Origin of the sequence: Bradyrhizobium sp. CER78 (genome assembly GCF_029846235.1) — a bacterium.
GTDB lineage: Bacteria > Pseudomonadota > Alphaproteobacteria > Rhizobiales > Xanthobacteraceae > Bradyrhizobium.
Genome location: NZ_JARVWP010000004.1, coordinates 551,824 through 578,246 on the forward strand (window position 1 = coordinate 551,824; position 26,423 = coordinate 578,246).

The window sequence follows — 26,423 nt, forward strand, 5'->3', positions numbered from 1 at the left end:
GACCGGAGGTCACGAGCCACGAGGCGCGGGCGTCACGCCTCCTCGTCTTCGTCCTCATCCTCGTCGTCTTCATCCTCGTCGTCTTCGTCATCGTCGTCATCGTCGTCTTCGTCGTCCGCATCGTGATGCACGTGTCCCTGGTCGTCCCACAGCTTGCGGTACACGCCATTCCGGGACAGCAGCGCCTCATGCGAGCCGCGCTCGATCGCCCTGCCGCCTGAGATCACGATGATCTCGTCCATCTCGACCACCGAGGTCAGGCGGTGCGTCGACCAGATCATGGTGCGGCCCTCCGCGACCTTGAGCAGCGTGCGGTTGATCGCGGCCTCCGTCGTCTGATCCAGCGCCGAGGTCGCCTCGTCGAGCAGCAGCACCGACGGATTGCGGATCAGCGCGCGCGCGATCGCGATGCGCTGGCGCTGGCCGCCGGACAAGGTATCGCCGCGCTCGCCGACCGACGTGTCGTAGCGCTGCGGCAGGCTCATGATGTAGCGATGGATCTCGGCCTTCTTCGCGGCCTCCTCGACCTCCGCGTCGGTGGCCCCTTCCTTGCCGAGCCGGATGTTCTCGCGGATCGACATGTTGAACAGCATGTTCTCCTGGAACACGACCGCCATGTTCGCCCGCAGCGACTCGCGCGTCACCCGGCGGATATCGACGCCGTCGATGGCGACGCGGCCCTCGTCCGGCACGTAGAGCCGCAGGATCAGGTTGATCAGCGTGCTCTTGCCGGAGCCGCTGGGACCCACGATCGCAATGCTCTTGCCGGCATTGAGCTTGAGGCTGAGATTGTCCAGCACCGGCGTCTGCGCCCCCTCATACTGGAAGGTGACGCGCTCGAACGAGATGTCGTTGGTGATCCGCGGCAGGTCCGGCGCACCGGGACGGTCGGCGCCGCGGGTCGGCTCGTCGAGCAGTTCCTGGATGTGCCGCACCGCCGCCGCCGACGAGATCGACACCGGGATGAAATGCATGAGATGGGCGATGTTGTACGACACCTCCCAGAACGCGCTCTCGAAGGTCACGAAGGTGCCGACCGTGATCTGCCCCTTGGTGGCGAGATAGGCGCCGATCGCCAGCACCACGAGGTGGAGCAGCAGCACCGCGATGGTGACGGTGCGCTCCACCATGGTCGACAGGAACATGGCCGAGGCGGCCTTGGCCCGGACGTCGCGGTTGCGCAGCGTGAACCAGCCGAGCGCCCGGCGCTGCAGGTTGAACGCCTTCACCACCGCCTGCGCGGCGACGTTCTCCTGCACGGTTCCGAGCAACGCGGCTTCGTTCTGTTTCTGCTCGTAATTGGCCTGCACCGCCTTGGGCGTCAGGATGCGCGGCCCGATCAGCGTGATCGGAAACACCAGCAGGGCGACCGCGGCCAGCTGCCAGTTCAGGAACAGCATCAGGATGATGCCGGCGATCAATTCGAAGCCCGGCAGCGCCGCGCTGTTGGCGAAGGTCTTGACCGAGCCCTCGAAGGCCGACAGGTCGATCGAGAAGCGCGACAGGATCTCGCCGCGCTTGGTGCGCGCGAAATAGGCCGACGGCAGGTTCTGGACGTGCTCGAAGATGCGGGTCCGGACGTCGGCGATGATGCCGGCGCCGAGCCGCGCATCCCAGCGCTCGTACCAGACCGCGATGATCGAGGTGACGATGCCGGCGACCGCGAGCACGCCGAGGATCTTGTAGAGCGCCTGGAAATCCTCTTCGCCGAGCGCGTCGTCGATCAGGAATTTCAGGCTGAGCGGCATGATGACGTTGAACAACGTCTCGACCAGCACGCCGATGGTGACGAACGCGAGCGGCTTCTTGTAGTTGGTCAGGATCGGCTTGATGAAGCCATAGATCGTCGACAGCGCGCCGGCGGCTTCCCTGGCGGTGAAGACGACGAGATCCTCGTCATCATCATCGTCAAGCTCGAACTCGTCCTCCTCCTCGTCGTTCTCATCTTCGTCGTCGGCCGGTGCCGCGGCCGGCTTCGCCGAGGCTGCCGCTGCAGGCGGACCGGCCACCGGCGCCGGCTTCTTCTTCAGCTCGGGATCGTCGGCCGCCGATCTCGTCGGATCGTCTGATGCAGGAGGTCTTGATGCAGGAGGTCTTGGCGCCATGAAACCAACCGATGCTCCACGGCCGGCATGACCGCAAATCGAACCCGCAGCTGACAACGCTGCGGCCGCAATTCTATGCGATCACAGAGAATTCGGCAAAGCGTTTGCAACAGCGCGACGCGCAGCGACACCCTCCCGTGGATTCGGGATCACAGGTTGGGCCGTCGTTCGACAATTGGTTGGCGCAAGGCCGATCGCCTTGCATCGCACCCTGCTTGTCTTGTCGCTAGTCGTCGAGGTCGGCCTCGACCTTGTCGAAGAACGAATAACGCAGGCTGTCGGAGTCGGCGTACCACTGCCCCGGCCCCTTGTTGGCGGCGAGCGTCAACGTCCACAGCGCATCGGTGCAGTCGCGGCGGTGCATCGACAGGTCGAAGCCGTTGCCGAAGAACAGTTCCGACCATTCCCACCAGGTGCCGAGCTTCTTCACGCCGCGCAGCAGATCGTAGCGATCGATCACCGCCGGCGCCATGTCCGAGGTCACCGACGCGAATACGACGCCGGTCTTGACCACGCGGTTGAGCTCGCGCACCCCGCGCACGACCTGCTTCTCGCCGAGATGGCACAGCGAGGTCTCGAACACGAAGTCGAACTCATTGTCCTTGAACGGCATGTCGGCGATCGAGCCGAGCTTGTTGTACTTCTTGAGCGCCTTCGGCGTCTTGCCGTGGATGTAGCGGTTGTTCTCGATGCCCCAGGCATCGATGCCGCGCTCGCGCAGCGCGCCGACCAATTCGCCGCTGGCGGAGCCGGCGATCAGCAGCTTGTAGCCCTTCGCCCTGCCCCAGACCGTCTTGATCAGGTCGGTCAGATAGGCCGGGTCGGTGAAGTTGCGCCAGACTTCGCCGTAGGGACCGGCGCCGCGATAATTGTCGAAATAGGCGCGGTCGATCTTGTCGGACAGCGTGCCTTCGTCCTGCGCGCGGGCGCGGCGCAGCCGCATCATCTCGGTGACGACGATGTCGGTAGCGGCATCGGAGGAATCGAGCAGCCCGTTCAGCGTCGAATCGAACAGATAGTCGCCGACTACCACGAGGCCGGGGTGCTCCTTCGGCTCGGGACGATGGTTGGTCATGACGTCGCGCACCGGCAGGCCACCCGGCAGCGCATTGACCGACGACAGCCAGCGGTGGGTCTTGCCCTCGAGGAAGTGTTCGCGGGCATCGCCGAGCGAGGCCGGCAGCGACTTCAGCGCGGCGTCGATCAGTTCCTCGTCGCTGAGATTGGCGTAGGCGAGCGCGTCGGAGCCGGCGATCAGCCAGTTCAGCACGCCGTGCTTGCCGACGTCGTGGCGCGCGCCCTCATTGTAGACGCAGCAGCCGCCGAACGCCTCCGACATGAACCAGGCGCCTGGGATCTTCTCGCCCCAGAACGGCTCGTCGAACAGGATCGAGACACGCAGATAGTGCGCGGGCCGGTCGAAATAGGCGACGTGCTTGACCATCGACTTGCGCAGCTGCTCGCCGTCCCAGCGCATGGTCGCGAGCCAGGAGTGCGGCAGGCAGACCAGCACGAGGTCGAAGTCGCGCGTCTCCGGCCCCTTGCCGTTCATCATGTTGAGCTGGTAGCGGCCGGCCGCGGTCTTGCCGACCTTGAGGACGCGATGGTTGAGCTGGATGTCGGCGCTGACCTCCGAGCGCAGGCAATCGATCAGCTGCTCGTTGCCGTTCTGGATCGAATACAGGCCGATATAGCCGTCGACGTCCATCACGTAGTTCTTCAGCGCGTTGAGGCCGTTGGTGTTGTGGCTCTCGGTCGCGATGTCGGAGCGCGCCATCACCTTGAAGAACCGCTTGGCGGTCGCGTCCTCGACCTCCTCGTCGAGGATCTGCTCGGCGGTCTTGTAGGCCCAGGGATGCTCGTTGTCGTGGGCGCCGATGCCCTCGTAGTACTCGTGCGGCGACACCAGGTCGGCGCAGCGCTTGCGGAATGCCTCGATCGCGGCCGCGGTCTTCGCGCCGTATTTGCGGCGCATGCCCGGGACGTCGGCGAGCAGCTCGCCGTCGAGGTGCACCTGCTCGGCATCCATGGGGATCGTCTGCAGGCCGAAATGCTGGATCAGCTCGCGCAGCGGGTCGGGTCCCGTCATCGAGTAGTCGTAGATCTCGGCAACGCCGGCCTCGTACATCGCCGGCGCGCTGTCGAATTTGCGCGTGACGATCTTGCCGCCGAGGCGGTTCGACGCCTCGAAGATGGTCACGCGGCAGAGGTCGCCGAGTTTGCGCTTCAAATACCAGGCGCTCATCAGCCCCCCGGGGCCGCCGCCTACGATAGCCAAGTCGAGCATATGGATTCCGTCGCTTCCGGCAGCCAAACGGCCGGTCTAAGTCACCCTAGCAAAAGCACTTTTTTGCCTGAAGGGAAGATGAACAAACTGCGTCCCAGCACCGCAGCAGGGAAAGAAAGCAGCAAAAAGGCCGGCAAAACGCCGGCCTTCTCGCCATTACCGTAGTCTTGCGGAGGCCTATTCCGCGGGCGGCAGCGCCAGCGGCTCCGCTTCCGGAGCCGTCGGCACGATCGCCGCCTGCTGCTTCTCGCGCTCGTCGAGGATCAGCTTGTCGCGCTTGACCGCGACCTCGCGGATCCGCGCCATCGAGGCGCCGGTGCCGGCCGGGATCAGGCGGCCGACAATGACGTTCTCCTTGAGGCCTTCGAGCGGGTCGATCTTGCCGTTGACGGCAGCCTCGGTGAGCACGCGCGTGGTCTCCTGGAACGACGCCGCCGAGAAGAACGAGCGGGTCTGCAGGCTCGCCTTGGTGATGCCGAGCAGAACCGGCGTACCCGTGGCGGGCTTCTTGCCCTCCTCCTTGGCCTTGGTGTTGAGCGCGTCGAACTCGATCTTGTCGACCTGCTCGCCCGAGATCATGTCGGTGTCGCCCTGGTCGGTGACTTCGACCTTCTGCAGCATCTGACGGACAATCACCTCGATGTGCTTGTCGTTGATGAGCACGCCCTGCAACCGGTAGACCTCCTGGATTTCGTTGACCAGATAGGCAGCGAGTTCCTCGATGCCCTTGATCGCCAGGATGTCGTGCGGCGCCGGATTGCCTTCGACGATGAAATCGCCCTTTTCGACGATGTCGCCGTCCTGAAGGTGGATGTGCTTGCCCTTCGGGATCAGGTACTCGCGCGGCTCCTCGGTCTTGTCCATCGGCTCGATCGAGATGCGGCGCTTGTTCTTGTAGTCGCGGCCGAAGCGGATCGTTCCCGCGGTCTCCGCGATGATCGCCGCATCCTTCGGCTTGCGAGCCTCGAACAGTTCCGCCACCCGCGGCAGACCGCCGGTGATGTCACGCGTCTTGGCGCTCTCGGTCGAGATACGCGCCAGGATGTCGCCGGGCATCACCTTCGCGCCGATATCGACCGACAGAATGCCGTCGACCGACAGCATGTAGCGGGCATCGCCGCCACGCGCGAGCTTCAGCACCTTGCCGTCCTTGCCCTTGACCACGATGGCCGGACGCAGGTCCGAACCGCCGCGCGTCGTGCGCCAGTCGATGACCACGCGCTTGGCAATACCGGTCGATTCGTCGAGCGTTTCCGAGATCGACTGGCCTTCGACCAGATCCTCGAAACCGATCGTGCCCTCGACTTCGGTAAGCACCGGGCGGGTATAGGGATCCCACTCCGCGATGCGCTGGCCGCGCTTGACCATGTCGCCTTCGTCGACGTGCATCTTCGAACCGTACTGAATACGGTGGGTTGCACGCTCGGCGCCGTCGGCATCGACGATCGCAACGACCATGTTGCGCACCATCGCGATCAGGCTGCCTTCGCTGTTGCGGGCGATGGCCTTGTTCTTGATCACGATCTTGCCGTCGAAGTTCGATTCGACGAATGACTGCTCGTTGAGCTGGGCGGCGCCGCCGATGTGGAACGTGCGCATCGTCAGCTGCGTACCGGGCTCACCGATCGACTGCGCCGCGATGACGCCGACGGCCTCACCGTGGTTGACCGGGGTGCCGCGGGCCAGATCGCGGCCGTAGCACTTGGCGCAGATGCCGTTGATCAGCTCGCAGGTCAGTGCCGAGCGGATCTTCACCTCCTGGATGCCGGCCTGCTGGATCGCGTCGACATGGCTCTCCTCCATCAAGGTGTCGCGCTTGACGACGACCTCGTTGGTGGCGGGATCGCGCACGTCATCGCAGGCCGTGCGGCCCAGGATGCGCGAGCCGAGCGAGGCGACCACGGTGCCGGCATCGACGATGGCGCGCATCTTGATGCCGAGCTTGGTGCCGCAATCGGTCTGCGTGATGATGCAGTCCTGCGCGACGTCGACCAGACGACGGGTCAGGTAGCCGGAGTTCGCAGTCTTCAACGCGGTGTCCGCGAGGCCCTTGCGGGCGCCGTGGGTCGAGTTGAAGTACTCGAGCACCGACAGACCTTCCTTGAAGTTGGAAATGATCGGCGTCTCGATGATCTCGCCCGACGGCTTGGCCATCAGGCCGCGCATGCCGGCGAGCTGGCGCATCTGCGCCGGCGAACCACGCGCACCGGAGTGCGCCATCATGTAGATCGAGTTGATGTCGGCATCGGCTCCCGCCGCCGTCTTCTTGGTCGACGAGATCTCCTTCATCATCGCCTTGGCGACTTCTTCACCGGCCTTCGACCAGGCGTCGACGACCTTGTTGTACTTCTCGCCATGGGTGATCAGGCCGTCATTGTACTGCTGCTCGAAATCCTTCGCCAGCGTACGGGTCTGGTCCACGATCTTCCACTTCGACGCCGGCACGACCATGTCGTCCTTGCCGAACGAGATGCCCGCCTTGAAGGCGTTGTAGAAGCCGAGCGCCATGATGCGGTCGCAGAAGATCACCGTCTCCTTCTGACCGCAGTGCCGGTAGACCTGGTCGATCACGCCGGAGATCTCGCGCTTGGTCATCAGCTTGTTGATGATGTCGTACGAGATCTTGGTGCTCTTCGGCAGCAAATTGCCGAGCATGACGCGGCCGGCGGTGGTCTCGATCCACCGCTTGGTCAGCTTGCCTTCGTCGTCGAGGCTTTCCCACCGGTACTTGATCTTGGTGTGGAGGTGGATGACCTTCGAATGCAGGGCGTGCTCGAGCTCGGCCATGTCACCGAAGATCTTGCCCTCGCCGGGCAGGCCTTCGCGCATGATCGAGACGTAGTAGAGGCCGAGCACGATGTCCTGCGACGGCACGATGATCGGCTGGCCGTTCGCCGGATGCAGGATATTGTTGGTCGACATCATCAGGACGCGCGCTTCCAGCTGCGCTTCGAGCGACAGCGGAACGTGCACGGCCATCTGGTCGCCGTCGAAGTCGGCGTTGAACGCTGCGCAGACCAGCGGATGCAGCTGGATCGCCTTGCCCTCGATCAGCACCGGCTCGAACGCCTGGATGCCGAGGCGATGCAGCGTCGGCGCGCGGTTGAGCAGCACCGGATGCTCGCGGATCACCTCATCGAGGATATCCCAGACCTCCGGACGCTCCTTCTCGACCAGCTTCTTGGCCTGCTTCACCGTGGTGGACAGACCCTTGGCGTCGAGCCGCGAGTAGATGAACGGCTTGAACAGTTCGAGCGCCATCTTCTTCGGCAGGCCGCACTGATGCAGGCGCAGCTCGGGACCGACCACGATCACCGAACGGCCCGAATAGTCGACGCGCTTGCCGAGCAGGTTCTGACGGAACCGGCCCTGCTTGCCCTTCAGCATGTCGGCGAGCGACTTCAGCGGGCGCTTGTTGGCGCCCGTGATGACGCGGCCGCGGCGGCCGTTGTCGAACAGTGCGTCGACGGCCTCCTGCAGCATGCGCTTTTCGTTGCGGATGATGATGTCCGGCGCACGCAGCTCCATCAGCCGCTTCAGGCGGTTGTTGCGGTTGATGACGCGGCGATACAGGTCGTTGAGGTCCGAGGTCGCGAACCGGCCGCCGTCGAGCGGCACCAGCGGACGCAGGTCCGGCGGGATCACCGGCACGACCGTCATGATCATCCATTCCGGCTTGTTGCCGGAGACGCGGAAGGCCTCGACGATCTTCAGACGCTTGGCGAGCTTCTTGTGCTTGATGTCGGAGTCGGTCTCCGCCATGTCGGCACGCAGCGTCGCCTCGAGCTTCTCGAGCTCGAGACCCTTGAGCAGCTCGCGGATCGCCTCGGCGCCGATCATGGCGGTGAAGCTGTCCTGGCCGTACTCGTCCTGCGCCTTCAGATACTCGTCTTCAGACAGCAGCTGACGGTCCTTCAGTGCGGTCAGACCCGGCTCGAGCACGACGTAGTATTCGAAGTACAGGATTCGCTCGAGATCCTTCAGCGTCATGTCGAGCAGCAGGCCGATGCGCGACGGCAGCGACTTCAGGAACCAGATGTGGGCGACCGGGGCCGCCAGCTCGATATGGCCCATGCGCTCGCGCCGGACGCGCGACAGCGTCACCTCGACCGAGCACTTCTCGCAGATGATGCCCTTGTACTTCATCCGCTTGTACTTGCCGCACAAGCACTCGTAGTCCTTGATCGGCCCGAAGATGCGTGCGCAGAACAGGCCGTCGCGCTCCGGCTTGAAGGTGCGGTAGTTGATGGTCTCCGGCTTCTTGATCTCGCCGTACGACCAGGACAGAATCTTCTCCGGAGACGCGATCGAAATCCGGATCTGGTCGAAGACCTGAGCCGGCGTCGTCGGATTGAAAAGATTCATAATCTCTTGATTCATGGTCTTCTCCTCGCGTGCCGATCGTCACCGGCAGCAAATTCGAAAGTTTTAGTCAGCGCGCGCCCCACTCAACGTCCGAGCAGAGCGCGAAGGCCCGGCGCGTCTCGCGCCGGGCATCAATCACAGCGTTACTCGGCCGCTTCCGACGTCGGCGCCGGTCCCACCTTGGAATTGTGCAGGTCGACGTTGAGGCCGAGCGAGCGCATTTCCTTGACCAGCACGTTGAACGATTCCGGAATACCGGCCTCGAAGGTGTCGTCGCCGCGCACGATCGCCTCGTACACCTTGGTACGGCCGGCGACGTCGTCCGACTTCACGGTCAGCATCTCCTGCAGCGTGTAGGCGGCGCCGTAGGCTTCCAGCGCCCAGACCTCCATTTCGCCGAAGCGCTGGCCGCCGAACTGCGCCTTGCCGCCCAGCGGCTGCTGGGTGACGAGCGAGTACGGACCGATCGAACGCGCGTGGATCTTGTCGTCCACGAGATGGTGCAGCTTGAGCATGTAGATGTAGCCCATCGTCACCTTGCGATCGAACGCATCGCCGGTGCGGCCGTCATAGACGGTCGACTGGCCGGAGGCGTCGAAGCCCGCGAGCTTCAGCATCTCCTCGATGTCGGCTTCCTTGGCGCCGTCGAACACCGGGGTGGCGATCGGCACGCCGTGGCTCAGATTGCGGCCGAGCTCCAGCAGTTCGTTGTCGTTCAGCGACTTGATGGTTTCATCCTCGCCGTAGATCTTCTTCAGGGTCTCGCGCAGCGGCTTGAGATCCTGCCTCTGATAATAGGCGTCGATGGTCTGGCCGATGCGCTTGCCGAGGCCGGCGCAGGCCCAACCGAGATGGGTCTCAAGGATCTGACCGACGTTCATGCGCGAAGGCACGCCGAGCGGATTGAGCACGATGTCCGCGTGGGTACCGTCCTCGAGGAACGGCATGTCCTCGATCGGCACGATCTTCGACACCACGCCCTTGTTGCCGTGACGGCCGGCCATCTTGTCACCGGGCTGGATCTTGCGCTTCACCGCGACGAAGACCTTGACCATCTTCATCACGCCGGGCGGCAGCTCGTCGCCACGCTGCAGCTTCTCGACCTTGTCGAGGAAGCGCTGCTCGAGGCCCTTCTTCGACTCGTCGTACTGCTTCCGCATGGCCTCGATCTCGGCCATCAGCTTGTCGTTCGGCGAGGCGAACAGCCACCACTGCGACTTCGGATACTCGTCGAGCACCGCGCGGGTGATCTTGGTATCCTTCTTGAAGCCCTTCGGGCCGGCGATGCCCTGGCGGTTCTCCAGGAGCTCGGCAAGGCGGTTGTAGACGTTGCGGTCCAGGATCGCCTGCTCGTCGTCGCGGTCCTTGGCCAGACGCTCGATCTCTTCCCGCTCGATCGCCAGCGCACGCTCGTCCTTGTCGACGCCGTGGCGGTTGAACACGCGGACTTCCACGATGGTGCCCTGCACGCCCGGAGGCACGCGTAGCGAAGTATCGCGGACGTCGGAGGCCTTCTCGCCGAAGATGGCGCGCAGCAGCTTCTCTTCCGGCGTCATCGGGCTCTCGCCCTTCGGCGTGATCTTGCCGACGAGAATGTCGCCGGCGCGGACTTCCGCACCGATGTAGACGATACCGGCCTCGTCGAGGTTCTTCAGCGCTTCTTCCGAGACGTTCGGAATGTCGCGGGTGATTTCCTCAGGGCCAAGCTTGGTGTCGCGGGCCATCACCTCGAATTCTTCGATATGGATCGACGTAAACACGTCGTCCTTCACGATCCGCTCGGAGAGCAGGATCGAGTCCTCGAAGTTGTAGCCGTTCCACGGCATGAACGCGACCAGCACATTGCGGCCGAGCGCGAGCTCGCCGAGATCGGTCGACGGACCGTCAGCGATGATGTCGCCCTTCTTGACGATGTCACCGACCTTCACCAGCGGACGCTGGTTGATGCAGGTCGACTGGTTGGAGCGCTGGTACTTCATCAGCCGGTAGATATCGACGCCCGACTTGGTCGGATCGAGATCCTCGGTGGCGCGGATCACGACGCGGGTGGCGTCGATCTGGTCGATCACGCCGGAGCGGCGGGCGGCGATCGCAGCACCGGAGTCACGGGCGACCACGCCTTCCATGCCGGTGCCGACGAACGGCGCCTCGGCGCGAACCAGCGGCACCGCCTGGCGCTGCATGTTCGAGCCCATCAGCGCGCGGTTGGCGTCGTCGTTCTCGAGGAACGGGATCAACGCCGCGGCGACCGAAACCAGCTGCTTCGGCGACACGTCCATGTAGTCGACCTTGTCCGGCGTGACCGGCAGCACTTCGCCGGCATGACGGCAGACCACCAGATCGTCGGTGAAGCGGCCCTTGGCATCGAGCGGCACGTTGGCCTGCGCGACGCGGTAGCGGCCCTCTTCCATCGCCGACAGATAGACCACCTCGTCGGTGACCCGGCCGTCCTTGATCTTGCGATAGGGTGTCTCGACGAAGCCGTACTTGTTGACGCGCGCGAACGTCGCCAGCGAGTTGATCAGGCCGATGTTCGGACCTTCCGGCGTCTCAATCGGGCAGATACGGCCGTAATGCGTCGGATGCACGTCGCGGACTTCGAAGCCGGCACGTTCGCGGGTCAGACCGCCCGGGCCAAGCGCCGACAGGCGCCGCTTGTGGGTGATCTCCGACAGCGGGTTGGTCTGGTCCATGAACTGTGAGAGCTGCGAGGAACCGAAGAACTCGCGCACCGCGGCGGCCGCGGGCTTGGCGTTGATCAGGTCCTGCGGCATCACGGTGTCGATATCGACGCTCGACATACGCTCCTTGATGGCGCGCTCCATGCGGAGCAGGCCGATCCGGTACTGGTTCTCCATGAGCTCGCCGACCGAGCGCACCCGGCGGTTGCCGAGGTGGTCGATGTCGTCGATCTCGCCCTTGCCGTCGCGCAGGTCGACCAGCGTCTTGATGACCGCCAGGATGTCTTCCTTGCGCAGCGTGCGATGGGTGTCGGGCGCATCGAGCTCGAGGCGCATGTTCATCTTGACGCGGCCGACCGCGGAAAGGTCGTAGCGCTCGGCATCGAAGAACAGCGACTGGAACATCGCCTGCGCCGAATCCAGCGTCGGCGGCTCGCCCGGACGCATCACGCGGTAGATGTCGAACAGCGCGTCCTCACGCGTCATGTTCTTGTCGGCCGACAGCGTGTTGCGGATGTAGGCGCCGACATTGACGTGGTCGATGTCGAGCAGCGGCAGGTCCTTGTAGCCCTGCTCGTTCAGCACCTTCATCGACTTCTCGGTGATCTCCTCGCCGGCTTCGGCGTAGATTTCACCGGTCTTCGGGTTGACGAGATCCTCGGCAAGGTAGTTGCCGACGAGCTCCTCGTCCGACATGCGCAGCGCCTTGAGGCCCTTCTCCTGCAGCTGGCGCGCCTGACGCACGGTCAGCTTCTTGCCGGCCTCGAGCACCACCTTGCCGGTGTCGGCGTCGATCAGGTCGTTGACGGTCGAATAGCCGCGGAAGCGGTTGGCGTCGAACGGCACGCGCCATCCGTCCTTGGTCCGCTTGTAGGTGATCTTCTTGTAGAAGGTCGACAGGATCTGCTCGCCGTCGAGACCGAGCGCGTACATCAGCGAGGTCACGGGCAGCTTGCGGCGGCGGTCGATGCGCGCGAACACGATGTCCTTGGCGTCGAACTCGATGTCGAGCCAGGAACCGCGATACGGAATCACGCGGGCGGCAAACAGCAGCTTGCCGGACGAATGGGTCTTGCCCTTGTCGTGGTCGAAGAACACGCCGGGCGAACGGTGCATCTGCGAGACGATGACGCGCTCGGTGCCGTTGACGACGAAGGTGCCGTTCATCGTCATGAGCGGGATGTCGCCCATGTAGACGTCCTGCTCCTTGATGTCCTTCACCGACTTGGCGCCGGTTTCCTCGTCGATATCGAACACGATGAGGCGCAGCGTCACCTTGAGCGGCGCAGCGAAGGTCATGCCGCGCTGGCGGCACTCGTCGACGTCGTACTTCGGCTGTTCGAATTCGTAGCGGACGAATTCGAGCATCGAGGTGCCGGAGAAATCCGAGATCGGGAACACCGAGCGGAACACCGCCTGCAGGCCCTCGTCGAGGCGACCGCCGGCCGGCTCGTCAACCATCAGGAACTGGTCATACGACGCCTTCTGAACCTCGATGAGGTTCGGCATCTCGGCGACTTCCTTGATGTGACCGAAAAACTTGCGTACGCGTTTGCGACCGGTGAATGTCTGCTGCGCCATCGTGGCCTCTCATTTTCGTCGCCTTTGTGGGGCGAACCTTCCGGGACACGACTGCCGTCGGCCCCCGGGTTGAATTTCGAATCGTCTCGAAGGAACGAAGCGCAAAGTCAGGAATTAAATCCCCGTCCCGGCCCCAACCACCTCCAAAACGCAAAACAACGCGCGGGGCGCATCACTGCACCCGCTCGTCCAAACGCTCCGCTTTACGGACTGAAAAAGCCCGAAATCTGACTGTCTCCCAACGGCTTCCGCCAGGGACCCTGCCGCCCCCGCCGCCTACCGTGTTTTTCCGCTGCCAACCCGATATGGGATGGCAATAAAGGAGATTCGAGGGTTAAGTCCACGGATCCCCACACTTTTTTGTGTCCAGTATGCCACGCGACAACCTGTCGCATGCCGTTTGCATGGCCCGGGAGCGCCCTGCGGCGCTCCCGGATCGCGCATTACTTGAGCTCGACCTTGGCGCCAGCCTTCTCGAGCTGGGCCTTGATCTTGTCGGCTTCTTCCTTGTTGACGCCTTCCTTGACGGGCTTCGGAGCGCCTTCGACGAGGTCCTTGGCTTCCTTCAGGCCGAGGCCCGTGATGGCGCGGACTTCCTTGATGACTTCGATCTTCTTGTCGCCGGCAGCAGCCAGCACGACGGTGAAGTCGGTCTTCTCTTCAGCCGGAGCAGCGGCAGCACCGCCGGCAGCCGGGCCAGCAACCGCGACGGCGGCAGCGGCGGACACGCCCCACTTTTCTTCGAGGAGCTTGGCGAGTTCGGCCGCTTCGAGCACGGTGAGGCTCGAGAGGTCGTCGACGATTTTCTGCAGATCAGCCATTGTTCAGTTCCTTAAACGTTTGGTTCGAACCAGGTTTGAGATTAGCGAAGGGGTCAGGCCGCTTCGCCCTTTGAGGCATGAGCCTGAATGACGCGCGCGAGCTTGGCCGCGGGCGCATTCGAGAGCTGAGCAAGCTTGGTCGCCGGCGCCACGATGAGGCCAACGATCTTGCCGCGCAGTTCGTCGAGCGACGGCAGTGAGGCAAGCGCCTTCACGCTGTCGACATTCAGGACGGTTTTACCCATCGAGCCGCCGAGGATGACGAACTTCTCGTTCGCCTTGGCGAATTCGATGGCAACCTTTGGCGCCGCAACCGGATCGTTCGAAGTAGCGATCACGGTCGGTCCCTTCAGCAGGGAGCCGATGGCAGCGACGTCAGTGCCTTCAAGAGCAATTTTGGCGAGACGGTTCTTCGAGACCTTCACCGATGCGCCCGCCTGCTTCATCTGCATGCGCAGCTTCTGCATCTGGGCCACGGTGAGGCCGGAATAGTGAGCAACGATCGCAACCGACGTGGTCTTGAAGACCTCGTTAAGTTGTTCGACCGACTCTTTTTTTGCCGCTCGTTCCACAGCAAGCTCTTTCCGGTTGGCGGCCTTTCCGCGAAGGCCAGGACCGCCGGGTTGCACCCATCGTCCCGCCCTAAACCTGATCCAGAGGGTTGCTAAGACCCTTCGGACATGCCGGGCAAGACGACATCTAGAAGCCTGCCCTCCCAGAGCCTTGCGGCCATGGGCTGTCGAGGTTCGAACCAAACCAGCCTCCCAGCCGCGACAAATCGCGACGTGGAGGGCAAAATCCGGTCTTCACCCGTCTATGCAGGCCATGCGATTAAGCCGTTGAAAACACGAAGTTCTCGCGGGCGCCTGCAGTCTTGGACAGGATCGAGGCACTTCAGCACGCTGAAGGCCCCTGCTCTCATTCCGTTCCGAGGCGACGGGTCTCCTTCCTTTCGAGCATCCTTGCGGGCATGCGGAAAGGAATGATCTCCTATCAATTCAGGTTTTCGGATTGCGAGCACGGACATGCCAGCAAGTGCCAGCACGCCCGGAAGGCGCTATGTAGCCGGTCCTGCCGTACTTGCCAAGAGCAAATATTGGACCAGTTTTAATATGACGGCTCGATACCGGTTCCGAGACGGGAACCGGCAGGCGCTCAGGCGCCGGTCACCTTATACGGCAGCGGCGTGCCTGCAAAGAACGCATCGAGATTGGCGAGCACGCAGTCCTGCATCGCCACATGCGATTCCAGGGTATGGCCGCCGACATGCGGCGACAGCACCACGTTCGGCAGCGCCGTCAGCGCGTCAGGCGCATGCGGTTCCCTCGCGAACACGTCGAGGCCGGCGCCGGCGATGACCCCGTCGGTCAGCGCCGCAACCAGCGCCGGCTGGTCGATGACCGAGCCGCGCGAGATGTTGACCACAAAGCCGTCGCTGCCGAGCCGGCGCAGGATATCGGCGTTGACTGCGTGCTCGGTCTCGGCACCGGCGCGCACGGCGATCATCAGCACGCTGCACCAGTCGGCGAGCGCCTCCAGCGTCGGAAAATACTGGTAGGCCACGTCATGCTTCGAGCGGCTGAAATAGCCGACCTCGGTCTCGAAGGCGGCGACGCGGCTCGCGATCTTGCGGCCGATCTCGCCCATCCCGTAGACGCCGACCTTGCGGCCGCGCATGCCCGCCTGCGGCCGCATCATCGGCGACGGCTTTGCACCGGCCCAGTCACCGCTCCGCACGTAGTGATCGGCCACCAGCAGGCGCCGCACCGATGCCAGCATCAGGGTCACCGCGGTGTCGGCAACCGATGCCGCATTGGCACCCGGACTGTGGCCGACCGCGATGCCGCGCTTGGCGGCAGCCGCAAGATCGACGCCGTCATAGCCGGTGCCGTAGCAGACGATCGCGCCGAGCTTCGGCAGCAGGTCCATGGCGTCGGCGCCGAGCGCCGTGCCGCCCGCGGTGATCATGGCGCGGATCTCGGCGAGTTCGGCCGCCGGGAATGCGTCGTCCAGCCGCTTGCCGGCTGCATTGAGCATCTCATAGCGCTCGCCGAAGCGGATCAACTGGGCCTTGGGAAAGCGCGAATAAACCAGGACCTTATCGGGCATTGTTCTTCTTTCCTGCGAGAGGCTTCAGGGTCTTGTTTGACGCGTTTTCTTCACGCGAACCGGTCACCACTTCGCTCGAAAACGCTTTGGCAAAACAAAAAGGGCGGAACCGGTTGCCCGATCCCGCCCCTCTTTATCTCGTCACGGCCAAGGATATCAGCCGAGGATCGTGCCCGGCTCGACCTTCACGCCCGGGCCCATGGTGGAGGAAACCGCCACGCGCTGGATGTAGGTGCCCTTGGAACCGGCCGGCTTCGCCTTGGAGACCGCATCGGCGAGCGCCTTGACGTTCTCGACCAGCTTGTCCTCGGAGAACGAGGCCTTGCCGATGCCGGCCTGCACGATGCCGGCCTTCTCGACGCGGAACTCGACCGAGCCGCCCTTGGCGCCCTTCACGGCGTTGGTGACGTCCATGGTCACGGTGCCGATCTTCGGGTTCGGCATCATGCCGCGCGGGCCGAGCACCTTACCGAGGCGGCCGACCAGCGGCATCATGTCGGGGGTCGCGATACAACGATCGAAATCGATCGCACCGCCCTGCACCTTCTCGACCAGGTCTTCAGCACCGACGACGTCGGCGCCGGCGGCCTTGGCTTCCTCAGCCTTGGCGCCGCGCGCGAACACGCCGACGCGGAGCGTACGGCCGGTGCCGTTCGGCAGGTTGACGACGCCGCGGACCATCTGGTCGGCGTGGCGCGGGTCGACGCCGAGATTGATCGCGATCTCGATCGTCTCGTCGAACTTCGACTTGGCGCGCTCCTTGACCATCTTGATGGCGTCCGCGAGCGGGTAGAGCTTCTCGCGATCGACACCCTCACGGGCCTTCTTCAGACGCTTTCCGATTGTCATGGCCCGTTACCCCGCAACTTCCAGACCCATCGAACGGGCAGAGCCCTCGACCATCTTCATGGCCGATTCGATGGTGTCGCAATTCAAGTCCTTCATCTTCTTCTCGGCGATCTCGCGCACCTGCGCCTTGGTCACCGCACCGGCCTTGTCACGGCCCGGCGCCTTCGATCCGGACTGGATCTTGGCGGCCTGCTTGAGGAAGTAGGACATCGGAGGGGTCTTCATCTCGAAAGTGAAGGACCGGTCCGCATAGATCGTGATGATCACCGGAATCGGGGTGTTCTTCTCTTCCTTCTGGGTCTGGGCGTTGAACGCCTTGCAGAACTCCATGATGTTCAGACCGCGCTGACCAAGCGCGGGACCGATCGGGGGCGAAGGATTCGCCGCACCGGCCGGGACCTGAAGCTTCAGGTATCCGGTCACTTTCTTTGCCATTTATCACTCCTGTTGTGCCGGACGGTGCCGGCGGTTTCAGGTTCCGTGGTTCGGTTGAAGGGGCTGGCGACCGCCTCCTCCCTCCCACGGCCTCTTACTTGACGCGAGGCATATACCCCGCGCCGTCCGGTCAGACCACCTTTTCGACCTGACCGAATTCCAGTTCCACGGGGGTCGCGCGGCCGAAGATCGACACCGCGACCTTCACGCGCGAGCGCGCCTCGTCGATTTCTTCCACCACGCCGGAGAACGAGGCGAACGGGCCGTCGGCCACGCGCACGTTCTCGCCGATTTCGAACGACACCGACGCCTTCGGACGCTCCACGCCCTCCTGCACCTGGTGCAGGATCCGCATCGCCTCGGCTTCCGAGATCGGCATCGGCTTGTTTTCCGCGCCGAGGAAGCCGGTCACCTTCGGGGTGTTCTTGATCAGATGGAACGCCTCGTCGGTCAGCTTCATCTTCACCAGCACATAGCCCGGGAAGAACTTGCGCTCGGCGTCGATCTTGCGGCCGCGGCGCACCTCGGTGACCTTTTCGGTCGGCACCAGAATCTGCTCGAACAGCTCTTCCAGCCCGCGCTGCTTGGCCTGCTCGCGGATCGATTCCTGAACCTTCTTCTCGAAATTCGAATAGGCGTGAACGATGTACCAGCGCTTGTCCATCAATTGAGTTCCCATGCTCATCAGTGGATGCCCAGTATCAGGGTGATCAGATAACGGATGATCTGATCTGCGGCGAAGAAGAAGATCGAGGCCAGCGCCACCATCACGAACACCATGATGGTGGTGATCGTCGTCTCGCGGCGCGTCGGCCAGGTGACCTTGGCGGTCTCCGAGCGCACTTCCTGAAGGAATTTGAACGGGCTGAAAGCCATCGTGAGATCCGCGTCCGTCTCCGGACGATTGCAACGTTTCAAGGAATCCGAACAGCCGACCTTGCGGACCCAGCCCTCGTTTGGAAGGTTGAGCCGATAAACGAGCTCGAATGTTCGGGGAATTAGGCCGCGCCGGATATCCGCCATCAAAGCGGGCCGGCTGCGAGTGCCGGGTATCTACTGCGAGAGGAGCCAAACGTCAAGATCGGCGCCGTCGCACCCGGCCCCAGCCGCGCCTGCGGCGGACCGGGACAGAACCCCTTAAATCAAGCACTTAGGCGCACGGACGGAGGGTCCATTGCCCCGGCCATCGATCGCGGCGGCCGGGTCGATTACCCGGCAAAGCTCTTCTGGACGGCCTGATCCAGCGTCGCGCCGCCGACATAGCGCTGCCGCAGCTCGCGCTTGAGCAGCTTGCCGCTCGGGTTCTTCGGCAGGGCATCGACGAAGATGACCCGTTTCGGCACCTTGAAATGGGCCATCGACGCCGCGCAGTGCTTGATGACGCTCTCGGCATCGAGGTCCTGGCCGGCCTTGACCACGACGATCGCGGTCACCGCCTCGATCCAGCGCGGATCGGGCAGTCCGACCACCGCAACCTCCGACACCGCAGGCAGCCGGTAGACCATCTCCTCGACCTCGCGGCTCGCGACATTCTCGCCGCCGCTCTTGATCATGTCCTTCACGCGGTCGACGACGGTGATGTAGCCATCGGCGTCGACGGTCGCGAGATCGCCGGAATGAAACCAGCCGCCGGCAAACGCGGCCGCAGTCTTGGCCGGATCGTTGTAGTAGCCGGACAACAGATGCGGCGAGCGATGCACGATCTCGCCGACTTCGCCGACCGCAACGTCGGTCATGTCGGGCTTGACCACCCGCGTCTCGACATTGATCGCGGGCTTGCCGGCCGAGCCGGCCTTCGGCAACTGATCCTGCGGCGTCAGCACAGTCGCGAGCGGCGCGATTTCGGTCTGGCCGTAGAAATTCCAGAACTTCACGTCGGGCAGCCGGCGCTGCAATTCGAGCAGCACCTCGACCGGCATGATCGAGGCGCCGTAATAGCCCTTGCGCAGCGTCGACAGGTCGGTGCGGTCGAACGCGCCCGAGCGCAGCATTGCGATCCAGATCGTCGGCGGCGCGAAGAACGAGTTGATCTTGTGGGCTGCGATCAGCGCCAGAACGTTATCGGGCACCGGCTTGCCGGTGATGAGGCTGGTGGCGCCGAGATAGATCGCAGGCCCGAGAAAGACGTCGAGCTGCGCGCAATGATAGAGCGGCAGCGCATGCAGCACGGTGTCGTCGCTCGCCATGCCGCCGTCGATGATGCAGCTGACATACTGCCACATCACGGCTTCATGGGTGAGGATCGCACCCTTCGGCAGCGACTCCGTGCCGCTGGTGTAGATGATCTGCGCGGGATCGCGGCTGTCGACCGAGACATCCGGCGCCGAGGCGTCGCTGTGCAGCAGGCTATCGAAGGTCGTGATGCCCTCGGGCGCGGTGGCCGGATCCTCGCCGGGCAGCCAGATCAGGGTTTCGACCGCCGATCCCTTGGCCGCGGCGGCGTGCGCGGTCTCGACGAAATCGGGGCCGACCGCGAGCAGCTTGGCGCCGGAATTGGCGAGGATGAAATTGATCTCGTCGGGATTGAGCATGAAGTTGATCGGCACCAGGATCGCGCCGATCCGCGCCACCGCGAAGCGCAACGCGGCGAAGCCGTGCGAATTGCGCGACAGCACCGCGACACGGTCGCCCTTCGCGACGCCGAGGCCGAGCAAGCCGCGCCCGAGCCGATTGCAGATCGCATCCATCTCCGCGAAGGTCCAGCTGACCTCGCCGCAGATCAGCGCGGTCTTGGCTGGATAACGCTTCGCGGACCGGCGCAGCAGGTCGCCGATGCTGTGCTCGCGGGCGCGCTGGATGGTTGCTGCGATGTTGTCGCTCATTTGTCCCTCCCGAATGTGCTTGTTGTCGTTGTCTTGTTGTCGCCCGCGCCGTGGCTATTGCCGCGCGGCGTAGGCGTGTTCCATGTAGGTGTGCTCGACCGAGCGATCGAGCGAGGCGATCTTCTCGAAGCCGCGCCGCCAGTCCTGCAGATGCCGCCGCGTCCACAGCACGCCGGCCTCCTTGTCGCGCTGCTTGATCGCATCGAGGATGTGGCGATGCGCCTCGATGAGGCGCGCGCCGCCTTCGGGCACGCCGCCGACGATCATCTCGGTGGTCGGAAAGAACAGCTGCGCGGCCGGCTCGCGGGCGAGCTGCAGCACGCGGTTCTGCGAGGCCTTGGCCATCAGCACGTGGAACTCCGCATCGAGCTCGGCAAGCTCGGCGGGATTGCCGACCACGGCAGCGCTGCGCTCGAGATTGCCGGCGAGCTCGGCGATGTTCTCGTCGGTCGCACGCTCCACCGCGCCCTCGACGCTCGCGACCTCCAGCGTCATCGAGGTCTCGAACAATTCGCGGAACGTGACCTCGTGCAGGATCAGCGCGCGCGACAGCCGGGTGGCGAGCTTGTTGTAGCGCGGCAGGCAGGCCTGCAGGCGGCGGCTGGAATCGCGACGGATCAGCCCGCCCTCCTCGAGCACGCGAATGCCTTCGCGCACCGTCGAGCGGTTGACGCCGAACTGCGCGACCAGCTGCTGCTCGGTGCCGATCGGCTCGCCCGGCTTGATGCGGCCGTTGATGATCTCGCGTTCGATGGCGTCGGCGACCTTCTGGTAGGCCGGCGCGACGTCGATGCGGCGGAACAGCGGCGTGGCGGCCACTCTGGGCTCCCGATTGTCGTTTGTCGGACAAAGTGTAGGCCATGGCCTTTGGAGCGTCAAATGGGCCATTCCTGGCCGGATTGTCGCACCCTGCCAGCTGGAATTGACACTGGAACCGGGCAAATCTAGCTTTGTCGGACAAACCGATAAGAACACCCTGGGAGGACGCATCACCATGAAATCCATCGCCACGAGTCTGTCCGCCGCCGGCCTGCTCGCCGCGGCGTGGGCCGGACCCGCGCTCGCACAACAGACGCCGCTCAAGATCGGCGTGCTGACCGATTTCCAGTCGGTCTATTCCGACATCGGAGGCGCCGGGAATGTCGAGGCCACCAAGATGGCGATCGAGGAGTTCGGCGGCTCGATGTTCGGCAAGCCGATCGAGCTCGTCACCGCCGATGCCCTCAACAAGGCCGACGTCGCCGCCACCATCACCCGCAAATGGTACGAGGCCGAGAATGTCGACATGATCATCGACATGCCGACCTCGGCGACCGCGCTCGCCGGCATGGAGATGTCGAAGCAGTTCGAGAAGATCATGATCGTGACGGATGCGGCGAGCTCCGACATCACCGGAAAATCCTGCTCGCCCTACACGCTGCACTGGACCTACGACACCTACGCCAACGCCCACACCGTCGGCAGCGCGATCGTGAAGAACAGCGGCGACACCTGGTTCTTCATCACCGCCGACTATGTGTTCGGCCATTCGATCGAGCGCGACACCGGCGACGTGGTCCGCGCCGCCGGCGGTAAGGTGCTCGGCAGCGCCCGCCACCCGCTCAACACGCCGGACTTCTCCTCCTTCCTGCTGCAGGCGCAGTCGTCGAAGGCGAAGATCGTCGGCCTCGCCAACGGCGGCGGCGATACCATCAACGCGATCAAGCAGGCCGCCGAATTCGGCATCGTCGCGGGCGGACAGAACCTGGCCGGGATCGTGATGTTCATCTCTGACATCCACAGCCTCGGGCTGAAGCTCGCCCAGGGCCTGATCATCACCGAGGCCTACTATTGGGACCTCAACGACCGCACCCGCGCCTTCGGCAAGCGCTTCTTCGAGCGCATGAAGCGGATGCCGACCATGAACCAGGCGGCGACCTACAGCGCCACCCTGCACTACCTCATTGCCGTGAAGGCCGCCGGCACCAAGGAGACCAAACAGGTTTTGGCGAAGATGCGCGCGACCCCGGTGCGCGATGCCTTCACCGACAACGGCGTGGTCCGCGAGGACGGCCGCATGGTGCACTCGATGTTCCTGTTCGAGGTCAAGAAGCCCGAGGAATCGAAGGCGCTGTGGGATTACTACAAGGTGCTCGCCGAGGTGCCCGGCGACCAGGCGTTCAGGCCGCTGAAGGACGGCGGCTGCCCGCTGATCAAGTAAGTCAAAATGATCATGGCCGTGTTCCAGGACCTCGGCCAAGACATTCAAATTGTTGGCTAAAAGCTGGCAGGAGTGGCAGGGCTCGAACCTGCGACCCCCGGTTTTGGAGACCGGTGCTCTACCAATTGAGCTACACTCCTGCAGGGAACCTGCGTCGCCGCCGGTTCGCGCCGTTTCAAGCACAGGGCATGGCCGGTTTGCAAGGGCGAAGCAGCGAAGCTTCTGTTCATTGCAAAACTTCTGCGCCAGACTTCGGCCATCACCCCCGTCGGCACCTCGCCGCAAGAATCAAGAACCAGGGAGAGACCATGAACGCCCAGACCGCCGCCAAGCACGCCCCCAGCCAGACCACCCCGTCCCTCCCCCTCGCCAAGCCCGAATCGATCGGACTGTCGAGCGCGCGGCTGCAGGCGCTGTCCGACACCTTCAAGCGCGAGGTCGACAAGGGAACCGCGCCCGGCTTCACGGTGCTGGTGGCGCGGCGCGGCCAGATCGGCTGGTTCGACGCGATCGGCCGGCAAAGCCCGGCGGCCGCTGCGCCGATGGCGCATGACACGATCTTCCGCATCTTCTCGATGACCAAGCCGATCGTCTCGGTCGGCATCATGCAGCTGCTGGAGGACGGCCACTTCCTGCTGAGCGATCCCGTCGCGAAATTCATTCCCGAGTTCGCCGAGACCAAGGTCGGCGTCGAGCACAACGGCAAGCTTGAGCTCGTTCCCACCCAGCGGCAGATGACGATCCAGGACCTGCTGCGCCACACGTCGGGTTTGACGTATGACCACACCGGCAACGGCCCGGTGCAGGAGCTCTACAAGCAGTCGCGGCTGCGCAGCCGCAAGATCACCAATGCCGAGCACGCCACCATGCTCGCCGCCATGCCGCTGGTCTGCCAGCCCGGCGCCGAGTGGAACTACAGCCGCTCCACCGACATCCTCGGCCGCATCATCGAGGTCGTCAGCGGCAAGACGCTCGGCGAGTTCCTCACTGAGCGGATTCTCGCGCCGCTGCAAATGAACGAGACCGCCTTCCATACCGGGGAAGCCAATGCCGGCCGGCTCGCCGAGGCGTTTGCGAACGATCCCTGGACCAATGAGAAGGTGCAGCTGTTCAACATGCTGGAGAAGCCGGCGATGGAATCCGGCGGCGGCGGGCTGGTGTCGACCACGATGGACTATGCCCGCTTCGCGCAGATGCTGCTCAACGGCGGCGCGCTTGACGGCACCAGGATCATCGGCCGCAAGACGCTCGAATTCATGGCCTCCGATCACCTCGGCGCCGGCGTCAAGGTTCAGGGCACGCTGGTGTCGCCAGGCCACAGCTTCGGCCTCGGCTTCGCGGTGCGCATGCAGCAGGGCATCGCGCCGTTCTCCGGCTCGGTCGGCCAGTATTTCTGGAGCGGCATGGCCGGCACGTTCTTCTGGATCGATCCGAGCGAAGACCTGATCGCGGTCTTCATGATGCAGGGCCCGGGCCAGCGCGAGTATACCCGCTCGCTGGTGCGCAACGGGGTTTACGCGGCGGTGGAGTAATCCGTCATTCCGGGGCAGCCCGCAGGGCTGAACCCGGAATCTCGCGCAACGAGATCGAGATCCCGGGTTCGCGCTAACGCGCGCCCCGGGATGACGCTTCGCGTCAGCTGATCGTCGCGCCGCCGTCGATCACCACGGTCTGGCCGGTCATGAAGTCACCGGCGCGCGAGCCCATGAACACGGCGGCACCGGCGATCTCGTCGGGCACACCGATGCGCAGCAGCGGCGAGCGCGCGGTCGAGGCCTTCAGGTTGTCCGGGTTGTCCCACAGCGCCTTGGCGAAGTCGGTCTTGATCAGGCCCGGCGCGATGCAGTTCACGCGGATATTGTGCTTGCCGTATTCGCAGGCGAGGTTGCGCGCGAGCTGCATGTCGGCGGCCTTGGAGATCGCGTAGGCGCCGAGGATGGTCGAACCCTTCAGGCCACCGATCGAGGAGACGATGATGATCGAACCGTCCTTGCGCTCGATCATCTGCGGCACCACCATCGAGATCAGCCAGTTGTTGGCGACGATGTTGTTGTCGAGGATCTTGCGGAACTGATCGTCGGAGATGCCGGCGAGCGGACCGTAATACGGATTGGACGCCGCGTTGCAGACCAGCACGTCGATCTTGCCGAAGGCACGATTGCTCTCGTCCACGAGGTTCTGCAGATTTTCCTTCGACGAGATATTGGCTGCGATCGCGACCGCGGTGCCCTTGCCGTAGCTGGCGTTGATCTCTTTGGCCACCTCTTCGCAGACATCGGCCTTGCGCGAGGAGATCACGACCTTGGCGCCGTGCTCGGCCATCCGCTCGGCAATGGCGCGTCCGATGCCGCGCGTCGAGCCGGTGATGACGGCAACTTTTCCCTTCATGTCGAACAAGGTCATGGTTCTCTCCCTGATGTAAGGTGTTTGAATTCTGTGTCGAGCTTAGGCAGTGGTGCGGTGTTGCGATAGCGCAATCACGCAAGCTTGCTCGCCGGCCGCACCTCTGGCCCGGACGGCTGATGCATTGCGGCGTGGCGGGGATCGGCGATCCAGGGCTGCTGATTCACCATCGGCAACCGCCAGGTCGACACATTGGGCGCCGCGATGTGATCGAGCCGCGTCACCGAGACATTGTCGATGTCGAAAGACAGACCGCGGTCCGGCTGGCCGCCAAGCGCAAGACCGACCGCGGCCCGGATCACGCCGCCATGGCCGACCGCGATGATGTCCCGGCCGGCTTCCGCGACCGTGATCCGCACGATGGTGCGACAGACGCGGGTGTAGAGATCCATGAAACTCTCGCCGCCGGGTGCCGGCTCGTTGACGTCGGCGAACCAGAGGTTGCCCGGCGGGCGGCTGGCGAGAAACGTGGCGCGGTTCATGCCCTGCCACCGGCCGAGATGCAGCTCGGCGAAGTCGCGTTCCTGCGTCATGCTTTCGGGCTTCGGATAACCGGCGGCCCAGATCGCTTCCGCGGTCTTGTGCGTGCGCTTGAGATTGCTCGAATACCACACGGCGTTGCGCGGCAGCATTTTTGCGACCGCCTCGAACACTTCGACATCGCCGGTGTCGCAGTCGATATCCTCCTGCCCGTAGATGTTGCCGCCGTCGCTGCGCACCGGCGCATGACGAACCCACCACCACCGCGTCACCGTCACGTTAGGCTTCTCTGGATTGGACATCGGATGAGCCCTTCAATAGTGTCCCGTCACGCTGTACGTCACGCCGCACATCGTCTCAAGTGCTTCTGACGTTTGAAATTTTGTTTGAATTCCGTCGCGCGGCAGGCGTGCCACGGATCATGTGAACAGGGAGAAAATCATGGGCCGCCTCGAAGGCAAATCCGTCATCATCACCGGCGCAGGCAGCGGCATCGGCCGCGCGGCCTCGCTGCTGTTCACCAGGGAAGGCGCCAAGCTGATCGCGGTCGATCGCACAGATGGCGTCAACGAGACCGCCAAGCTGGTGCGCGATGCCGGCGGCACGGTCGAATCCGTCACTGCGGACGCCGGCTCGGAGAGCGACGTGAAGGCCTTCATCGAGAAAGCGGTTTCGAAGTACGGCAAGCTCGACGCGATCTGGGCCAATGCCGGCGTCAGCGGCGGCCTCGTTCCGCTCGCCGACCAGACTCCGGAACATTGGCAGGAGGTGCTGCGCGTCAATCTGATCGGCCCGTTCCTCGCGATCAAGCATTCGATCCCGCACATGACCAAGCAGGGCCACGGTTCGATCGTCTGCACCGCCTCCGTCGCGGGCCTGAAGTCCGGCGCCAGCGGTCATCCCTACGGCGCGAGCAAGGCCGGCGTCATCAGCCTGGTGCAGACCACCGCCTACTCGCTCTCCGGCACCGGCGTGCGCATCAATGCAATCTGCCCGGGCCTGATCGAGACCGGCATGACCAAGCCGGTATTCGATCGCGCCAAGGAGCGCGGCACCCAGGACAAGATCGGCCAGCTCAATCCGCTGAAGCGCCCCGGCCAGCCCCATGAGCTCGCCGCGATGGGCCTGTTCCTGGCGAGCGACGAGGCGTCCTACGTCAACGGCCAGGCGATTCCCGTCGACGGCGGCCTGACGGCATCGATGCCGTATACGGGCAAGCCGATTTAGCAACGGCGGTCTCCATTCGCCGTCCGGGCAACTGCCCGGACAGTGCCACCTCCACCGA

At 64.1% G+C, this 26,423-nt stretch carries 18 protein-coding genes and 1 tRNA gene; 3 read left to right on the forward strand and 16 right to left on the reverse strand.

The genetic code is table 11. From position 1 onward, the window contains the following. Window positions 1-32: 32 nt before the first annotated feature. From QDT69_RS11535 to QDT69_RS11595, 13 genes are all read right to left on the reverse strand, one after another. On the reverse strand, window positions 33-2,105 hold the full coding sequence (locus QDT69_RS11535) for an ABC transporter ATP-binding protein (protein ID WP_279706653.1): 2,073 nt from the start codon (window positions 2,103-2,105) through the stop codon (window positions 33-35). A 226-nt stretch (window positions 2,106-2,331) separates the two neighbouring features. After that, the gene (locus QDT69_RS11540) at window positions 2,332-4,392 is read right to left on the reverse strand and encodes an FAD-dependent oxidoreductase (protein ID WP_279706654.1); all 2,061 of its coding nucleotides are present in this window, start codon (window positions 4,390-4,392) and stop codon (window positions 2,332-2,334) included. A 177-nt stretch (window positions 4,393-4,569) separates the two neighbouring features. After that, window positions 4,570-8,772 carry a DNA-directed RNA polymerase subunit beta' gene (gene rpoC, locus QDT69_RS11545; RefSeq protein WP_279706655.1) on the reverse strand — a complete coding sequence of 1,401 codons (4,203 nt, stop codon included), beginning with the start codon at window positions 8,770-8,772 and terminating at the stop codon, window positions 4,570-4,572. 128 nt (window positions 8,773-8,900) lie between these two features. Continuing rightward, entirely contained in the window at window positions 8,901-13,019 is a 4,119-nt protein-coding gene (gene rpoB, locus QDT69_RS11550; protein ID WP_279706656.1) for a DNA-directed RNA polymerase subunit beta, read from the reverse strand. A 443-nt stretch (window positions 13,020-13,462) separates the two neighbouring features. After that, window positions 13,463-13,840 carry a 50S ribosomal protein L7/L12 gene (gene rplL, locus QDT69_RS11555; RefSeq protein ID WP_050402243.1) on the reverse strand — a complete coding sequence of 126 codons (378 nt, stop codon included), beginning with the start codon at window positions 13,838-13,840 and terminating at the stop codon, window positions 13,463-13,465. A gap of 53 nt (window positions 13,841-13,893) precedes the next feature. After that, complete coding sequence (gene rplJ, locus QDT69_RS11560; protein WP_146991572.1) at window positions 13,894-14,412, reverse strand: 50S ribosomal protein L10; 519 nt, start codon at window positions 14,410-14,412, stop codon at window positions 13,894-13,896. Window positions 14,413-14,995: 583 nt separating this feature from the next. Then, entirely contained in the window at window positions 14,996-15,949 is a 954-nt protein-coding gene (locus tag QDT69_RS11565) for a 2-hydroxyacid dehydrogenase (protein WP_279706657.1), read from the reverse strand. 156 nt (window positions 15,950-16,105) lie between these two features. Next, complete coding sequence (rplA, locus tag QDT69_RS11570) at window positions 16,106-16,798, reverse strand: 50S ribosomal protein L1 (protein WP_021081669.1); 693 nt, start codon at window positions 16,796-16,798, stop codon at window positions 16,106-16,108. A gap of 6 nt (window positions 16,799-16,804) precedes the next feature. Further along, window positions 16,805-17,233, reverse strand: coding sequence for a 50S ribosomal protein L11 (gene rplK / locus QDT69_RS11575; protein ID WP_050420385.1), 429 nt, complete (start codon window positions 17,231-17,233; stop codon window positions 16,805-16,807). Between the two features lie 130 nt (window positions 17,234-17,363). After that, the gene (gene nusG, locus QDT69_RS11580; RefSeq protein ID WP_021081670.1) at window positions 17,364-17,897 is read right to left on the reverse strand and encodes a transcription termination/antitermination protein NusG; all 534 of its coding nucleotides are present in this window, start codon (window positions 17,895-17,897) and stop codon (window positions 17,364-17,366) included. A gap of 20 nt (window positions 17,898-17,917) precedes the next feature. Then, on the reverse strand, window positions 17,918-18,109 hold the full coding sequence (secE, locus tag QDT69_RS11585) for a preprotein translocase subunit SecE (RefSeq protein ID WP_016840554.1): 192 nt from the start codon (window positions 18,107-18,109) through the stop codon (window positions 17,918-17,920). 332 nt (window positions 18,110-18,441) lie between these two features. Continuing rightward, window positions 18,442-20,055, reverse strand: coding sequence for an acyl-CoA synthetase (locus QDT69_RS11590; protein ID WP_279706658.1), 1,614 nt, complete (start codon window positions 20,053-20,055; stop codon window positions 18,442-18,444). 54 nt (window positions 20,056-20,109) lie between these two features. Continuing rightward, on the reverse strand, window positions 20,110-20,874 hold the full coding sequence (locus QDT69_RS11595; RefSeq protein WP_279706659.1) for an FCD domain-containing protein: 765 nt from the start codon (window positions 20,872-20,874) through the stop codon (window positions 20,110-20,112). A gap of 175 nt (window positions 20,875-21,049) precedes the next feature. Here QDT69_RS11595 and QDT69_RS11600 point away from each other — a divergent pair, with 175 nt between their 5' ends. After that, complete coding sequence (locus tag QDT69_RS11600) at window positions 21,050-22,255, forward strand: ABC transporter substrate-binding protein (RefSeq protein ID WP_279706660.1); 1,206 nt, start codon at window positions 21,050-21,052, stop codon at window positions 22,253-22,255. Window positions 22,256-22,319: 64 nt separating this feature from the next. On the opposite strand, the gene QDT69_RS11605 is transcribed toward QDT69_RS11600, so the two are convergent. Further along, window positions 22,320-22,395 (reverse strand) — tRNA-Trp (locus tag QDT69_RS11605). Window positions 22,396-22,563: 168 nt separating this feature from the next. Between QDT69_RS11605 and QDT69_RS11610 the strand changes: the two genes are divergently transcribed. Continuing rightward, the gene (locus tag QDT69_RS11610) at window positions 22,564-23,787 is read left to right on the forward strand and encodes a serine hydrolase (protein WP_279706661.1); all 1,224 of its coding nucleotides are present in this window, start codon (window positions 22,564-22,566) and stop codon (window positions 23,785-23,787) included. 103 nt (window positions 23,788-23,890) lie between these two features. Here QDT69_RS11610 and QDT69_RS11615 read toward each other — a convergent pair whose 3' ends face one another. Both QDT69_RS11615 and QDT69_RS11620 read right to left on the reverse strand, forming a co-directional pair. Continuing rightward, window positions 23,891-24,658, reverse strand: coding sequence for an SDR family oxidoreductase (locus tag QDT69_RS11615; protein WP_279706662.1), 768 nt, complete (start codon window positions 24,656-24,658; stop codon window positions 23,891-23,893). 74 nt (window positions 24,659-24,732) lie between these two features. Next, the gene (locus tag QDT69_RS11620) at window positions 24,733-25,440 is read right to left on the reverse strand and encodes a histidine phosphatase family protein (RefSeq protein ID WP_279706663.1); all 708 of its coding nucleotides are present in this window, start codon (window positions 25,438-25,440) and stop codon (window positions 24,733-24,735) included. 139 nt (window positions 25,441-25,579) lie between these two features. On the opposite strand from QDT69_RS11620, the gene QDT69_RS11625 reads away from it, so the two are divergent. Next, window positions 25,580-26,365, forward strand: a complete 786-nt coding sequence (locus QDT69_RS11625; RefSeq protein ID WP_279706664.1) for an SDR family NAD(P)-dependent oxidoreductase — start codon at window positions 25,580-25,582, stop codon at window positions 26,363-26,365. Window positions 26,366-26,423: the final 58 nt, after the last annotated feature.

Coding starts and splice junctions, on each gene's coding strand:
- QDT69_RS11535 (WP_279706653.1), bottom strand. CDS start 2,105: ATGGCGCCAAGACCTCCTGCATCAAGACCTCCTGCATCAGACGATCCG.
- QDT69_RS11540 (WP_279706654.1), bottom strand. CDS start 4,392: ATGCTCGACTTGGCTATCGTAGGCGGCGGCCCCGGGGGGCTGATGAGC.
- rpoC (WP_279706655.1), bottom strand. CDS start 8,772: ATGAATCAAGAGATTATGAATCTTTTCAATCCGACGACGCCGGCTCAG.
- rpoB (WP_279706656.1), bottom strand. CDS start 13,019: ATGGCGCAGCAGACATTCACCGGTCGCAAACGCGTACGCAAGTTTTTC.
- rplL (WP_050402243.1), bottom strand. CDS start 13,840: ATGGCTGATCTGCAGAAAATCGTCGACGACCTCTCGAGCCTCACCGTG.
- QDT69_RS11565 (WP_279706657.1), bottom strand. CDS start 15,949: ATGCCCGATAAGGTCCTGGTTTATTCGCGCTTTCCCAAGGCCCAGTTG.
- rplA (WP_021081669.1), bottom strand. CDS start 16,798: ATGACAATCGGAAAGCGTCTGAAGAAGGCCCGTGAGGGTGTCGATCGC.
- rplK (WP_050420385.1), bottom strand. CDS start 17,233: ATGGCAAAGAAAGTGACCGGATACCTGAAGCTTCAGGTCCCGGCCGGT.
- nusG (WP_021081670.1), bottom strand. CDS start 17,897: ATGGACAAGCGCTGGTACATCGTTCACGCCTATTCGAATTTCGAGAAG.
- secE (WP_016840554.1), bottom strand. CDS start 18,109: ATGGCTTTCAGCCCGTTCAAATTCCTTCAGGAAGTGCGCTCGGAGACC.
- QDT69_RS11590 (WP_279706658.1), bottom strand. CDS start 20,055: ATGAGCGACAACATCGCAGCAACCATCCAGCGCGCCCGCGAGCACAGC.
- QDT69_RS11600 (WP_279706660.1), top strand. CDS start 21,050: ATGAAATCCATCGCCACGAGTCTGTCCGCCGCCGGCCTGCTCGCCGCG.
- QDT69_RS11610 (WP_279706661.1), top strand. CDS start 22,564: ATGAACGCCCAGACCGCCGCCAAGCACGCCCCCAGCCAGACCACCCCG.
- QDT69_RS11615 (WP_279706662.1), bottom strand. CDS start 24,658: ATGACCTTGTTCGACATGAAGGGAAAAGTTGCCGTCATCACCGGCTCG.
- QDT69_RS11620 (WP_279706663.1), bottom strand. CDS start 25,440: ATGTCCAATCCAGAGAAGCCTAACGTGACGGTGACGCGGTGGTGGTGG.
- QDT69_RS11625 (WP_279706664.1), top strand. CDS start 25,580: ATGGGCCGCCTCGAAGGCAAATCCGTCATCATCACCGGCGCAGGCAGC.